14 protein-coding genes and 1 riboswitch are annotated in these 13,413 nt (G+C 28.6%); of the genes, 9 read left to right on the top strand and 5 right to left on the bottom strand.

Going from position 1 to position 13,413, the window contains the following annotated elements; genetic code table 11:
* The first annotated feature begins 2 nt into the window (after nucleotides 1-2).
* From RBU61_RS10000 to RBU61_RS09965, 8 genes are all read left to right on the top strand, one after another.
* Complete coding sequence (locus RBU61_RS10000) at nucleotides 3-533, top strand: GNAT family N-acetyltransferase (RefSeq protein WP_308875228.1); 531 nt, start codon at nucleotides 3-5, stop codon at nucleotides 531-533.
* A 43-nt stretch (nucleotides 534-576) separates the two neighbouring features.
* Entirely contained in the window at nucleotides 577-1,587 is a 1,011-nt protein-coding gene (gene splB / locus RBU61_RS09995) for a spore photoproduct lyase (protein ID WP_308875226.1), read from the top strand.
* A 273-nt stretch (nucleotides 1,588-1,860) separates the two neighbouring features.
* Nucleotides 1,861-2,052 (top strand): hypothetical protein, encoded by a 192-nt coding sequence (locus tag RBU61_RS09990; protein ID WP_308875225.1) that lies wholly within the window; start codon nucleotides 1,861-1,863, stop codon nucleotides 2,050-2,052.
* Nucleotides 2,053-2,181: 129 nt separating this feature from the next.
* A complete protein-coding gene (locus RBU61_RS09985; RefSeq protein WP_308875224.1) occupies nucleotides 2,182-2,706 on the top strand; it encodes a GNAT family N-acetyltransferase in 525 nt (174 codons plus the stop codon).
* 47 nt (nucleotides 2,707-2,753) lie between these two features.
* A complete protein-coding gene (locus RBU61_RS09980) occupies nucleotides 2,754-3,629 on the top strand; it encodes a radical SAM protein (RefSeq protein ID WP_308875223.1) in 876 nt (291 codons plus the stop codon).
* 66 nt (nucleotides 3,630-3,695) lie between these two features.
* Nucleotides 3,696-3,754: riboswitch (Fluoride riboswitch) on the top strand.
* A 58-nt stretch (nucleotides 3,755-3,812) separates the two neighbouring features.
* Nucleotides 3,813-4,991, top strand: a complete 1,179-nt coding sequence (locus RBU61_RS09975; RefSeq protein ID WP_308875222.1) for a cation:proton antiporter — start codon at nucleotides 3,813-3,815, stop codon at nucleotides 4,989-4,991.
* Nucleotides 4,992-5,455: 464 nt separating this feature from the next.
* Nucleotides 5,456-6,283: a DegV family protein gene (locus tag RBU61_RS09970; protein WP_308875221.1), complete on the top strand. Its 828-nt coding sequence runs from the start codon at nucleotides 5,456-5,458 to the stop codon at nucleotides 6,281-6,283.
* A gap of 80 nt (nucleotides 6,284-6,363) precedes the next feature.
* Nucleotides 6,364-7,320 carry an L-threonine 3-dehydrogenase gene (locus RBU61_RS09965; protein WP_308875220.1) on the top strand — a complete coding sequence of 319 codons (957 nt, stop codon included), beginning with the start codon at nucleotides 6,364-6,366 and terminating at the stop codon, nucleotides 7,318-7,320.
* A 41-nt stretch (nucleotides 7,321-7,361) separates the two neighbouring features.
* On the opposite strand, the gene RBU61_RS09960 is transcribed toward RBU61_RS09965, so the two are convergent.
* The 4 genes from RBU61_RS09960 to RBU61_RS09945 all read right to left on the bottom strand — a co-directional run bounded on the left by RBU61_RS09960 (nucleotide 7,362) and on the right by RBU61_RS09945 (nucleotide 11,708).
* Nucleotides 7,362-8,675 (bottom strand): nucleotide sugar dehydrogenase, encoded by a 1,314-nt coding sequence (locus RBU61_RS09960; RefSeq protein ID WP_308875218.1) that lies wholly within the window; start codon nucleotides 8,673-8,675, stop codon nucleotides 7,362-7,364.
* Between the two features lie 100 nt (nucleotides 8,676-8,775).
* The gene (locus RBU61_RS09955; protein WP_308875217.1) at nucleotides 8,776-9,573 is read right to left on the bottom strand and encodes a glycosyltransferase family A protein; all 798 of its coding nucleotides are present in this window, start codon (nucleotides 9,571-9,573) and stop codon (nucleotides 8,776-8,778) included.
* 6 nt (nucleotides 9,574-9,579) lie between these two features.
* Nucleotides 9,580-10,896: a DUF6395 domain-containing protein gene (locus RBU61_RS09950; RefSeq protein WP_308875215.1), complete on the bottom strand. Its 1,317-nt coding sequence runs from the start codon at nucleotides 10,894-10,896 to the stop codon at nucleotides 9,580-9,582.
* Between the two features lie 101 nt (nucleotides 10,897-10,997).
* Nucleotides 10,998-11,708, bottom strand: coding sequence for a glycosyltransferase family 2 protein (locus RBU61_RS09945; protein ID WP_308875214.1), 711 nt, complete (start codon nucleotides 11,706-11,708; stop codon nucleotides 10,998-11,000).
* A 92-nt stretch (nucleotides 11,709-11,800) separates the two neighbouring features.
* Between RBU61_RS09945 and RBU61_RS09940 the strand changes: the two genes are divergently transcribed.
* Nucleotides 11,801-12,079: a DUF3343 domain-containing protein gene (locus RBU61_RS09940; protein ID WP_308875213.1), complete on the top strand. Its 279-nt coding sequence runs from the start codon at nucleotides 11,801-11,803 to the stop codon at nucleotides 12,077-12,079.
* Here RBU61_RS09940 and RBU61_RS09935 read toward each other — a convergent pair.
* Nucleotides 12,069-13,412 carry a hypothetical protein gene (locus tag RBU61_RS09935; protein WP_308875211.1) on the bottom strand — a complete coding sequence of 448 codons (1,344 nt, stop codon included), beginning with the start codon at nucleotides 13,410-13,412 and terminating at the stop codon, nucleotides 12,069-12,071. The two genes, RBU61_RS09940 and RBU61_RS09935, sit on opposite strands and share 11 nt — an antisense overlap.
* Nucleotide 13,413: the final 1 nt, after the last annotated feature.

Raw genomic sequence — 13,413 nt, 5'->3', positions numbered from 1 at the left:
CTATGAAAATACCTATATTAGAAAGCAAAAGGATAATTCTTCGACCTCTTACTATAGATGATGCTGAAAATATTTATAGAAGTTGGACATCTGACCCAGAAGTATCAAAATTCATGATGTGGGATACACATGAATCTATTGATGATACTGTTGAGTGGCTAAAAGTAGAAGTAGAAAATATTCATAAAGAAGGTCTTTATAATTGGGGATTTGTGTTAAAAGAAACTGGAGAATTATTTGGTTCAGGCGGTGTACACTATAAAGAGCAGCTTAATTGCTATGAACTTGGATATAATATTATGAAAAAATATTGGGGACAAGGTTTAACTACAGAGGCTGGAAAAGTAATATTAGATTTTGCCATAGATATTTTGGGAGAGAAAAAGTTCTTTTGTAGACATGCAGTTGATAATATTGGTTCAAAAAAGGTAATGGAGAAATTAGGATTTCAATATTATGGAGATAGTTCCTATAATAGTTTTAGCGGTGAAAAACAATTTTTAAGTAAGGACTATTATCTAAATATCAACTGAATTAATATTCGCTAAAAGGAAATAATACTTCTGAGGTGAAAAAATGAAATTGTTTATGCCAGATAGAGTATATATTGATCCTAAAAGTTTAGAATATGATACTGGAATAATGGTAAAGGAAAAATTAGAAAAGTTAAATATCCCTATAATACAAACAAAAAAAGTTGCAATAGAAGGTAAGTCTCCTTCCGAGAATTATGCTAAGGCTAAAAAGACAATTTATCTAACTGTTAGTAGGGAAAAAAAACTAAGAAAGTGTAAGCCATCGGCAGATTATCAATTTGCTTTATCAAGTTCATGTCCTGGACATTGTGAATATTGTTATTTACAAACAACACAAGGTGAAAAGCCCTTTATGAAAGTGTTTGTAAATGTAGATGAAATATTGGATGTAGTTCAGGAACATATAGATGAGAATTTACCTAATATAACTACTTTTGAATGTGGAAGTATCACAGATCCAGTTGCCCTTGAGCATTTAACAGGAAGTTTAAAAAAGTGTATAGAATTCTTTTCTAATAGTGAAAATGGAAGACTTAGGGTAATCACTAAATTTAATAATGTAGATTCATTTTTAGATATAAAACATAATGATCATACTAAGTTTAGGTTTAGTATAAATACTAAATATATAATAGAAAAATTTGAACACAGTACCTCTAGTTTTGAAGAAAGAATAGAAGCTGCAACAAAAATTGCAAAGGCAGGCTATCCCATAGGTTTTATTATAGCACCTATTATGATATATGAAAACTGGAAAGAGGATTATAGGGAACTACTAAACAATTTGAAATCTCAACTTGTGGACTATAATAAAGAGATTACCTTTGAACTTATACAGCATAGATTTACGGCTACTGCAAAGGAATTAATTCTTACTAGATTTCCAAATACTGAATTAGATCTCAATGAAGAAAATAGGCAACTTAAGTGGGGACCCTATGGAAAATTTAAATACGTTTACCCTAAAGAACAAAGTTCTGAAATAAAAGAATATATTTCAGAACTAATTCAGGATAATTTTATTAATTCTAAGATCGAATATTTTACTTAAGTATTATGAAAAAAATCAATAGAAGATTAATCTTTACCATATGAAAAGCCTTCTGATTTTAATGAGTATAATAGTTAAGGTTTTAAAAATCCATATAAATCAAAATAAAACATGATATCTCACCATATCATGTTTTATTTTGATTTATTATTAAGATATACCATTTATATTATTATAGGTGATATAATAAAGATTAGACTGGAAATAAATACAGAATGTTGAAATAACATAATTATTAAATATATAAATAAAGCTATAATCTTGGAGGGTAGTATGAGAATAGAGAAAGAAAATATAGTTATTAGAAGCGTAATAGTAGATGATGCAGAACAATTGAATCAATGGTGGAATGATGGTAAAGTCATGGAATTAACATTTGAAGATGCAAGTATTAATGATATTGATAATATATTTAATTTAAGTAAAAATCTTATTGAAAATAGTGACTTAGATGATAGGATTTAAAATATATCTGAGAAATCTAGGATAAAGATTGACTATAAACGAAAAACATTATATACTACATGAAATTCTTACTATAGGAATAAGAAGAACAAGATATTGTAAATAGAGAATAAATTTAAGGGGGATAATATGGGCAGATTAAAATTAGTATTACCAGCTATGGAGTTTGAAGATGAAATCATGAATTATAAAAAGGAATTTATTGAAAATAATGATAGTATGGATGGAACACGTGGCTTGAGTAATATCGAAACCTTTAGTGAATGGTATATCGGAGTTTGTAATGATCGAAAAGAGGAAACTGTAAGAAAAGGCCTAGTCCCATCAACTACATATCTAGTCATCTCTACTGATGATGGTCGTTTAGTTGGGATGGTTGATATTAGGCATCGCTTAGATGATCAGATATTAAAGGTTGGTGGACATATAGGTGGTAGTGTTAGAAAATCGGAAAGGCAGAGAGGCTATGGAACTGAAATGCTGTCATTAGCTTTAGAAGAATGCAAAAGACTAAAGATCAAAGAAGTTTTAATTACTTGCAATAAAGACAATATTGCATCAGCAAAGACTATTATAAATAATGGCGGAAAGTTAGAAAACGAACTACAAGAAGGAGATACAATTTTTCAAAGATATTGGATAACCCTAGATTAAAATTAATTTTACCAATTATAAGTGGATAAGAAAGTAGAGGTTCAAATATGCATGAAGTTAAAGCTAAGAGCATTTTATCTTCTAAAAATGGAATGAATTTATATCGTGGATGCTCTCATGGATGTATCTATTGTGACTCTCGAAGTAAATGTTACCAAATGCAGCATGAGTTCGAAGATATAGAAGTGAAAATTAATGCTGTAGAGTTATTGGAAGATGCATTGAAACGAAAACGTAAACGCTGTATGATTGGTACTGGTGCCATGACAGATCCATATATTCCAATTGAAATACAATTACAACACACTAGACAATGCTTGAATCTTATTGAGAAATATGGCTTTGGATTATCTATACTGACTAAATCCAATAGAATTTTGAGGGATTTAGATATATTAAAGAGTATAAATGAAAAGACCAAATGCGTTGTTCAAATTACATTAACTACATTTGATGAAGAACTATGCTCTTTAATAGAGCCAAATGTTTCTACTACAAAAGACCGGGTCGAAGTTTTAAAAATTATGAGAGATAACGGAATACCTACAATAGTTTGGCTATGTCCAATTTTACCTTTTATAAATGATACTGAGGAAAATATAAATTGGATTTTAGATTATTGTGAGGAAGCTAAGGTAAAGGGCATTATTTGTTTTGGTATGGGTTTAACACTTCGTGAGGGAAATAGAGAATACTTTTATAGAGCTTTAGATAAAAAATTTCCTGGATTAAAACAACAATATATAAAATCCTTTGGAAATGATTATGAGATAAAGAGTAAGCATAGTGAGAGGTTAATGGATTTATTTCATAAAAGATGTAAAAAAAGTGGAATTATATATGATATAAAGGAAATATTTACTTACCTTAATACCTTTGAAGATAAATATGAATCTAAGCAAATTAGTTTATTTGACTTATAAATTATCTGATGACTAGTCGAAAGATTCCTTGACATAAGTAGGTTTTAATACTATACTTATAATAAAATATAATAGGGTGATGGAGTTCACCGAAACTGCATAATGCTAATGACTCCTACAGATGATATTATAAATATTTCTGTAGGAGTTTTTGTTTTGTAATGATGAAAAGGAGATGATTTTGTGGCAAAAAGTTTGGCAATTATTTTACTGTTAGGACTACTTGCAAATAAGTTATTTGAAAAACTGAAATTACCAGGGCTCTTAGGGATGATAATATTAGGGATAATAATAGGACCCTATGGATTTAACTTAATTGGAAAGGATATATTAAATTCCTCTGCCGATTTAAGAAAAATTGCACTAATTATAATTTTGCTTAGGGCAGGCCTTGGGCTAAATAAAGAGGATTTAAAAAGAGTTGGTAAACCTGCATTAAAGATGAGCTGTATACCAGGGTTAATAGAAGGTTTTTTCATCGCATTTGCATCGGTGAAGTTTTTAGGTTTTTCTTTTATTCAAGGGGGAATTTTAGGATTTATTATTGCGGCAGTTTCTCCTGCTGTTGTGGTTCCAGCTATGTTAAAATTAATGGAGAATAACATGGGAACAAATAAAGGAATACCAACATTGATATTGGCAGGAGCTTCCATTGATGATGTTTTCGCTATTACTATATTCAGTGGATTTTTAGGGCTATATAGTGGATCTCATATGAATATTGGTATACAATTATTAAATATTCCAGTATCAATATTATTAGGAATTTTAGTTGGTGCTATTATTGGGTTTATATTGGTAAAAATATTTAATAAATATAATATACAAGATGCAAAGAAAGTTTTACTGATATTAGGGTTAGCTATTCTTATTACTGAATTGGAAAATTTATTAAAGACAAAAATAGCTATAGCTTCATTATTAGGAGTTATGACCATAGGATTTATTATAATTGAAAAGATGCCTAAGATAGGTGAAAGACTAGCAGGAAAGTTTAATGAAATATGGGTCTTTGCAGAAATACTATTATTTGTACTAGTGGGAGCTGAAGTAAATGTGAAAGTTGCACTTAATGCTGGAAAGATAGGAATTATAGTATTATTAATTGGTCTTTTGGGAAGAAGTATAGGCGTAGTGATTTCCCTATTAAACACAGATTTGAATTGGAAAGAGAAGATATTTTGCATTATTGCCTATATACCAAAGGCAACTGTTCAAGCTGCAATGGGTGCAGTGCCACTATCATTAGGTGTAGAATCGGGAGATATTATATTGGCTGTTGCAGTATTATCCATATTAGTCACAGCACCATTGGGAGCCATAGGAATAAAAATATCTGCAAAATATTTACTAAATAAGTAAATAACAATGCCCTAGAAAAAAATCTAGGGCATTCTATATTACGCTAGCAACATCGACCTCTACCAAAGCCACCACAATTAGTAAAAAGAACTACTAATAGTAAAAAGAAGAATAGTAAAGAATCATCAAAGTCACAATCTCTTCCGCCAAATAGACCACCCATGAAGACACCTCCTATACAGTTAATATTTATACATGAGTGTTATCACTCACTATAGAATATGTAATGTATAGGTAAAGTGTTAATAAAATACAATAGTTTCTAGTTTGGTGAAAAATGAAATAGGAAATATAAAAAATAAAAGAGATGAGATCCTTGAAAATATTAAGAATTAAATATTATATTTTCGAAGAATGAGAAATAGAGATTAAGAAATAGTTGTAAAATAAATTAAAGTATGAAATAATATAATAATTCTGCCATAATTTAATAGTAGAATTATTATATTCAAGGAGGTACGAAAATGTCAAAAATTAAGATAGTAGTCGATAGTACAGGATACATTACAAAAGAATATGCAGAAAGAGAAGATGTAGCCATAGTGCCACTAAATTATGTATTTGGTGGGGAAACGAGTAAAGAGTCGTTTCCAGGAGAATTTGATGATTTTTATAGTAAGTTAAGCAGTACAAAATTATTTCCTTCCACATCACAGCCATCTACAGGAGATTTTTTAGATGTATTTATAAAGTCCTTTGAAGAAGGATATGATGAGATAATAGCCATTCTTTTATCTTCTAAATTAAGCGGAACTTATAACAGTGCAACACTTGCAAAGAATATGTTAGAAGGTAAAAAAATTACTATTATAGACTCCATAAATGCTGCATCAAATTTAAGATTTTTAGTTGAGGATGCAGTAGCCATGGCTAAGGAAGGAAAATCTTCAGGGGAAATTGAAAATCACATAAATTCTAAAAAACTGGGAATGCATATATATTTAACTACCGAAACTTTAGAATATTTAAGTAGAGGCGGAAGGCTTTCATCAGTTCAAGCTGCTGTAGGAAATTTATTAAATATTAAGCCTATAATCGAGTTAAAAGATGGAGAACTTCAACTACTGGAAAAATTAAGAGGTAAAAATAAAGCAATAGCCTCAATAATAGATAAAGTTCCAGAGGATGTGGAGAAAATAGGAATTTGTCATATAATGGACATGGATTCAGCTATAAAATTTAAAACAATATTAGAGGAAAAATTCCCCAATGCTTTAATATCTATAGATGAGTTAGGTCCAGTAATTGGTAGTCACTTAGGGCCGAAAGGCATAGGAATTTGTTTTTATTAACAAAAATTATATCCAAAACTTGTAATTCATGATATAATTATGACGAGCTAAGGATATTAAATACTGCGGAGGTGTATATAATGAGAAAAATATTAGTAACAGGTGCATTAGGACAAATTGGTTCAGAACTTACAACAGAACTAAGAAAGATTTATGGGGCAGATAATATAATTGCCAGTGGTAGAAGAATAAAGGAAGGCCATGAAAATTTAATACAATCCGGCCCATTTGAAATAGTTGATATAACAAAAGGCAAAGATGTATCTGAAATAGTTAGAAAACACAATGTAAATACTATTATAAATCTTGCAGCTATTCTTTCAGCTGTTGGGGAAAAATATCCAGAAGATTGTTGGGATATAAATATGAATGGATTATACAATATTCTTGAAGTAGCTAGAGAAGAAAACTGTATGGTTTATACACCATCTTCAATAGCAGCTTTTGGACCAACTACTCCACCAGATAATACTCCACAAGATACTATACAAAGACCAACTACAATGTATGGTGTTACTAAAGTAGCTGGAGAATTATTATGTGATTACTACTTTAAGAGATTTGGAGTAGACACTAGAGGAGTTCGTTTCCCAGGTCTTATCTCATATGAAACATTACCAGGTGGTGGAACTACAGACTACGCAGTTCACATTTATTACGATGCATTAAAGAACAAAAAATATACTAGCTTCATAGACAAAGGCACAAAGATGGATATGATGTATATGCCAGATGCTCTTGATGCCATAGTAAATCTTATGGAAGCAGATCCGGCTAAATTAATCCATAGAAATGCATTCAACGTAACTGCCATGAGCTTCGACCCAGAAATGTTAGCAGCGTCAATTAAAAAAGTTATACCAGAATTTGAGTTAGACTATGATGTAGACCCAGTAAGACAGGGTATTGCTGATACTTGGCCAAATTCATTAGATGATTCAGCTGCTAGAGAAGAATGGGGATGGAATCCAAAATATGATCTAGATGCTATGACTAGAGATATGCTTGATAAATTAAAAATTAAATTAGGTTTATAATATTATAAAACAGGGAGCATATTTCAATGCCCCCTGTTTTGTTATAATGACCAGTAATTATATCCTAAGGATATAGCATTTGTTCTATCAAATAATCCTTTAATATCAATGAGCAGAGGCTGTACATCTTTAGAGTACATAAATTTAATACTATCCAGTGAATACTTATAAAATTCTTCATGGGAAACAGCAAAGATTATAGCATCCATATCTTGAATTTCACTTATATCAGTAATATTAATTCCATATTGATTAAATACTTCTTTTGAGTTCACAATAGGATCTACTACTTTAATATTAATTCCATAATTTTTTAATTCATTAATTAAATCTATAACTTTTGTATTTCTAATATCAGGACAATTTTCTTTAAATGAAAAACCAAATATAGCTAAATTTGTATTTCTTATTGATTTTCTAGATTCCAAAAGTTTGCTAACTGTATTTTTACATATATATTTTGCCATTAAATCATTTGTTTTTCTCCCAACAATAATTGTTTCTGGTTTAATTCCAAGACTTTGGGCAATATGAATTAAGAAATAAGAATCAACACCTATACAATGGCCTCCTACTAATCCAGGTTTAAATCCTAAGGCATTCCATTTTGTGTCCATGGCATTAAGAACCGATCTGGTGTCTATTTCAAGATGATTTAGGATAATGCTTATTTCATTTATAAAAGCTATATTAATATCTCTTTGAGTATTTTCAATTACCTTTGCTGCCTCAGCTATCTTAATACTTTCTGCTCTATAAACCCCCGATTTTACTATCAATTCATATACACTTGATATAATATCTAAGGCATCCTCATCTATAGCTGAAACAATTTTAACTATAGATTCTAATTTATTCACTGGATCTCCAGGATTTATTCTCTCAGGAGAATAACCTACCTTAAAATCTACGCCACACTTTAGTTTAGATGCTCCTTCTAATATTGGAATACAGATATTTTCAGTAACACCTGGATATACTGTAGATTCATAAACTACAATTGATCCTTTTTTTAAGTTTCTACCAAGAATTGTACTTGCTTCTATAACATATTCTAAATTAGGTGAATTATCTTCATATATTGGCGTTGGGACGGCAATTATATGGAATTTGGCATCTTTTAGCCTATTTTCATCAGAAGAAAATGAAATCGTAATATCTTCAAGTTCATCTAATTCTATATAATCTGATAAGCCAATTCCAGCATTGTAATTGTCAATTTTCTTAGTATCTATATCAAATCCTATTACATTTGCTTTTTTAGCAAAACTAAGGCTTAAAGGTAAGCCCACATAGCCTAATCCAATAATAGATATATTTACTTGTCTATTAATTATTTCATTGTATAATATCATTAGCATCTACCTTCCTAGTTGAATTTACGTAGTAATACAGTATATTCAATAGAAGGTAATAATGATATAGATACTATAAATAAAGATTAACCATTAATGATTAATCTTTATTTTCAATATATGGAATAAAGTTTTCTATGTTTTCAGCCACAATTTTTACGGAAGGATATTTAAGATATTCAGTATCAGACACTTTCCAGGTGTGCTGATGTTCTAAATCGTTATATCTATTTACTAAATAATTATATTTATCTGTAGAATAGACGCTTATATCATAATTTTTAAATTGGCTTTGAATATTTGCAAAAGCTCCAGCTTTTTTTATAAGAGGAATATCTATTTTCTCTAAAACACTTCTCTTAAAAACTAGGCTTGAGTCTGCAACTCGATTGACAAACATATTTTGTTTCTGCTCTCCATATAGAGCTAGTATTTTACTTTGATGAAAATAAATATAATAAGATGCTTTTCCTACAACATCACAATTAATTTCGTTAAATGCGTTCATAGCTTGCTTAAGATAATCAGTGCCATAGTAGTCATCATCATCAAACTTTGCTATATAATCGAAAGCTGCATGGTTCAATGCAAACTTAAAACAATAACCTAAAGAAAGAGTTTCATCCAATTGAAATATTTTGATGTTTTTTAAATTTTTAGCTTTTTCATGATATTCATCTATATTCATATTATTGTTATTTAAAACGATTATTAGTTCTTTAGGATCATAACTTTGTCTTAAAAAACTATCGAAGATATCTTCAATTTTGTTAAGACGATTAGAACATAAGATAATAGAAACACCAGGTTTTTCATCAAATCTTTCTTTTTTAAACATTGATTGTAATTTCTGTTTAATATATGAATTGAGATGATTCCTATATTGATAAATTTCCATTCCCTCCTATCTATTTCTGATAGTATCTTGCTTAAATTTAGTTAAATCGGATATAAAGTCCTGTTGATATTTTTGATAAATAAGTGAATTATTTATACTAGTAATATCCCAACTATTCATATTAGCTTCATCTTCACTGCTCATGACTTCAAGATGTTTGATAATTTCCTTTTCCACAGAGTTATAATATTTTTCTGCTATTAAATCTTTCGCAGGAGAGTACCATTTTTCCATCCAAGAAGTATCTAGTATATTTGCCCTAGTACGCTTCTTAAGGGATTTCATTAGGGTATGGTTTCCATTATAATGTGAAGTAATATAAGCGATTACATTTTCACAAGGAATAGGAAGCTGTTTAAGCATTGTTCTAACTTCATTAGATAAAAACAAATTGTCCAGCATAGAATTAGGGACTTGTTGTTTCAATAATATCATTTCTAATATTTTTTTTCTAAAACATTTATCACATTTCATGCAAGGTCTAGAATTATCTCCTCTCATGCACCAATGATTAAAGGAACTATAAGGTGAATTTAATAAAATTTTCATTGTACCAACTTCACTGATACCAGCAGTTACTTGATTAAGGGGAATATCTATACTTTTGAAGATATTATTCCATTTTACAAAATAATCTCGATCTAAAGAAATTTTATGATATGGTATATACTGGTGTTCCATAATTGTTCCTGTAGCTACACTGTCTATACCAATATAATCTGAGAGCAATAAAGCGGGTATTGTAGTAGATGTCTCTACAGGAAAACCTCTTGGAACTCTAACATATTCCAAATCTGTTTTTATTTTGTATCCTTGCCTGCCTTGTTTTTCTAGTTGTGAATAGACGTCATATACAGATTGTTTATCATATAATTTTAAGCTTTTTTCAAGTTCTTTAGGAAGGATACGATCTAGAAAAAAACAAACTGTATTACTAGGCAATAAGGCTAATGCTGCTGTAGAATCAACACCTCCACTATAAGCCAAACCAGGAACAGCATTTTTAGGTGCAATTCTAGGTTTTAGATTTTTATCCACTGGATATATGGATTTTTTAGTTTCCTTCTTAAAGGAATCATGAAAGTCTTGACTTACACCAATGGGAACCTCAATTTCTTTATCTATGAATGGGTATGCAATTAAAATGATAATTAAAGCCAGTACATCAGGGTGTATCTTTTCTATATCCCAATCTTTAGGTGTATGAATATTACATTCATATCTTCCCATTTTGACTTTTCCAGAACAATCTACTCCTTCAGTTTTGTTAGGAATAAATATAAGTTTTAACACCTCTTTTTCAAACTTATAAGAAGATTTCAATATACTACCTCCTATTCAATAAGATTTTATATTTAATAAAAAGAATTTTATGATTTTAAAATAGATTTAAACAGTATCTAAAAAAAGCATATCTATTTATATTATAGATATGCTTTTTTAGCCCTATTGACACTAATAGCCAGATATTCTTTTAAATTTTCCACCTTATTTAAATCCACACATTGTTTCATTATATAATCATTAGAGATTTTCCATGTATGGTTGTTCTCGTTATTCCTCATATATACGTAATGATATTTATTAGTAGAATATATTTTATAACCATTTTCTAAGGAATCTTTGCAAAATTGTTTATCTTCTCCTAAATCAATATTTCTAAATTTAATCTTATGAAATAAATCTTTTTTAAACATTAGTGTAGATCCATGAACCCTATTAACATACTTATTTTCTCTTCCCATATTATTAATTCCAATTATTTTTTCTTGACTAAAATATACATATATACAGGATTTACCTACTATAAATATATCTTTTTTATATAAGGACTTTATAGTGTCTGATAAATACATAGGACCATAATAGTCATCATCATCGAACTTGGCTATAATAGGGTATTTAGACTTTTCTATGGAAAAGTTTAGACATTCTCCTAAAGACTTTTTGCTGCCTAAATTGTATACACTAATATTTTCAGGTAGGGTTGAAAATGTTTTTAAGTTTTTTATATCATAATTAAGAGCAATGATTAACTCTTTTTCCTTATAATCTTGAGATATAAAATTGTTTATTATATTTTCAAGCATTTTTGTTTTATTGGTAGAACAGATTACTGATATGCCTAAATCCATAACTTAACTCCAATCATTAATAAAATTTTTCATATAAAAACTGTAACCAATGGAGGGTAAGGTAAATACTTTAATATATAGGGGGGAGTATCATGGTCAATGATTATTATATAACTGTATTTGAAACTAAAAATCAAGCCATATTTCTTTATTCTACACTTGAAGCCATAGGGTATAGAATATTCCAGTTAGTATCTTTACCTTGCAATATAAAGGCTGGATGTAACTATGGAATAAAGTTTAAAGATCAAAGATATATGGATATTATAGTTAATGAAGCTAAGGAACTAGACATGAAAGTTCCCGATATATATTTTTGTGAAAAAGTACAAGGTAAATATAAATATACAAAAGTAAACATTAAGAATTAAAAAAATTATTAAAAAATGATTTTTTATTAGAATCTATAGATTTCTGAATATCGTCTAATTTATTTTCAATATTAATTTGAATATTGCTTAGATTATTTTCAATATTAAGTTGATTATCCAATATTTTAGTTAAGATATACTGATTTTCTATTATTTTTTCTAATTTTTTATCTACTTCCATTAGGTCATGGAAGGATATAGGATTTATATCAACTAATTCATGAGACTTTTTTTCATCTACTTCTATATTAGTATCTTCATTGATACTTTCTGATTCTGAGGTGGCTTTATCATAGGTTAATATGGAAGATTTAGAATATAGTTCTAAGAAATAAAATATAGGTTTATCTAAAATATTTAAATAACCATATTTTATTTGGTTTTCTGAAGGTAATATATTTGAGTTGACTTTAGCTATGGAGATATTTTGCGGTAGAGGCATGATTTCTTCTCTCACCCAACTATCTCCATAATCTTTTGAGGATGAAAGTATCATGGAATCATTAGAAAAATATATTAGTTTTAACTTATTGTTTTCTTCAAAGATAATTGGTTGATTTTTAGATAATGATATATGTGGTAAAGATATTTCCTTCCATATATATTTTTCTTTCCCACTGCCTTTCATTCTTAAATATTTTAAATTTAATTTATTTATTGATTCTTCTATCCATAGAATATGGAGATTGTTTTGAGAATCAATAAATAAAAATGGAAATATATTATTGAAGTCACTAGAGGATATGTGTTTAGATACTGAACTCCAAGTTCTAGTAAATGGATTATAAAAACCATGATAAATTTGAGAATCATTATTTATATAAGTCTTATATACTACGTGAATATTGCCTGAACTATCTACATCTACAAAGAATGGATCAGCGACTCGTTTGGATATATATCTTATGGCATTATGTTTTTCTCCGTTTTTATCATTTAAAACCACGTGCTGAATTGTCCATATATTAGAATTAATTATATTGGAATAATTGTATATAATATGAAGATTATCTTTAATTATTAGTATTTTTATTTGATTATATAAATTTGATTTTAAATCAAATTTAGCTATATTATCTTTTACCCATTCATCATTTATGTATTTATAATAATTTAATTCTCCTGTATTCAATAGGGCGACAAGATGTATAAAATCATTTTCGTCAATAAGAGTAGAGTATTTTAATATATTTTTATCAAATAAGAAGTTGGATTGTAATTTATTTAAAGAAGAATCATAAATTGTATAAATAATTTCTCCTTCTTCTGATAAATTAAATAAAAAAACGTCTTTTCTGGAGTTGAATATAACGCTAATATTTTGATCAAACATT

Source organism: Tissierella sp. MB52-C2 (assembly GCF_030931715.1).
In the GTDB taxonomy this organism is placed as follows: domain Bacteria; phylum Bacillota; class Clostridia; order Tissierellales; family Tissierellaceae; genus Tissierella.
Note: the sequence above shows the minus strand (reverse complement) of the source record. Positions and strands in the feature narration are given on the sequence as shown.

What these genes read in the sequence shown, in the direction of transcription:
- RBU61_RS09940 (WP_308875213.1), top strand. Translation starts at nt 11,801, where the DNA reads ATGGTCAATGATTATTATATAACTGTATTTGAAACTAAAAATCAAGCC.
- RBU61_RS09960 (WP_308875218.1), bottom strand. Translation starts at nt 8,675, where the DNA reads ATGATATTATACAATGAAATAATTAATAGACAAGTAAATATATCTATT.
- RBU61_RS09965 (WP_308875220.1), top strand. Translation starts at nt 6,364, where the DNA reads ATGAGAAAAATATTAGTAACAGGTGCATTAGGACAAATTGGTTCAGAA.
- RBU61_RS09985 (WP_308875224.1), top strand. Translation starts at nt 2,182, where the DNA reads ATGGGCAGATTAAAATTAGTATTACCAGCTATGGAGTTTGAAGATGAA.
- RBU61_RS09980 (WP_308875223.1), top strand. Translation starts at nt 2,754, where the DNA reads ATGCATGAAGTTAAAGCTAAGAGCATTTTATCTTCTAAAAATGGAATG.
- RBU61_RS09955 (WP_308875217.1), bottom strand. Translation starts at nt 9,573, where the DNA reads ATGGAAATTTATCAATATAGGAATCATCTCAATTCATATATTAAACAG.
- RBU61_RS09970 (WP_308875221.1), top strand. Translation starts at nt 5,456, where the DNA reads ATGTCAAAAATTAAGATAGTAGTCGATAGTACAGGATACATTACAAAA.
- RBU61_RS09935 (WP_308875211.1), bottom strand. Translation starts at nt 13,412, where the DNA reads ATGTTTGATCAAAATATTAGCGTTATATTCAACTCCAGAAAAGACGTT.
- RBU61_RS10000 (WP_308875228.1), top strand. Translation starts at nt 3, where the DNA reads ATGAAAATACCTATATTAGAAAGCAAAAGGATAATTCTTCGACCTCTT.
- RBU61_RS09990 (WP_308875225.1), top strand. Translation starts at nt 1,861, where the DNA reads ATGAGAATAGAGAAAGAAAATATAGTTATTAGAAGCGTAATAGTAGAT.
- RBU61_RS09945 (WP_308875214.1), bottom strand. Translation starts at nt 11,708, where the DNA reads ATGGATTTAGGCATATCAGTAATCTGTTCTACCAATAAAACAAAAATG.
- splB (WP_308875226.1), top strand. Translation starts at nt 577, where the DNA reads ATGAAATTGTTTATGCCAGATAGAGTATATATTGATCCTAAAAGTTTA.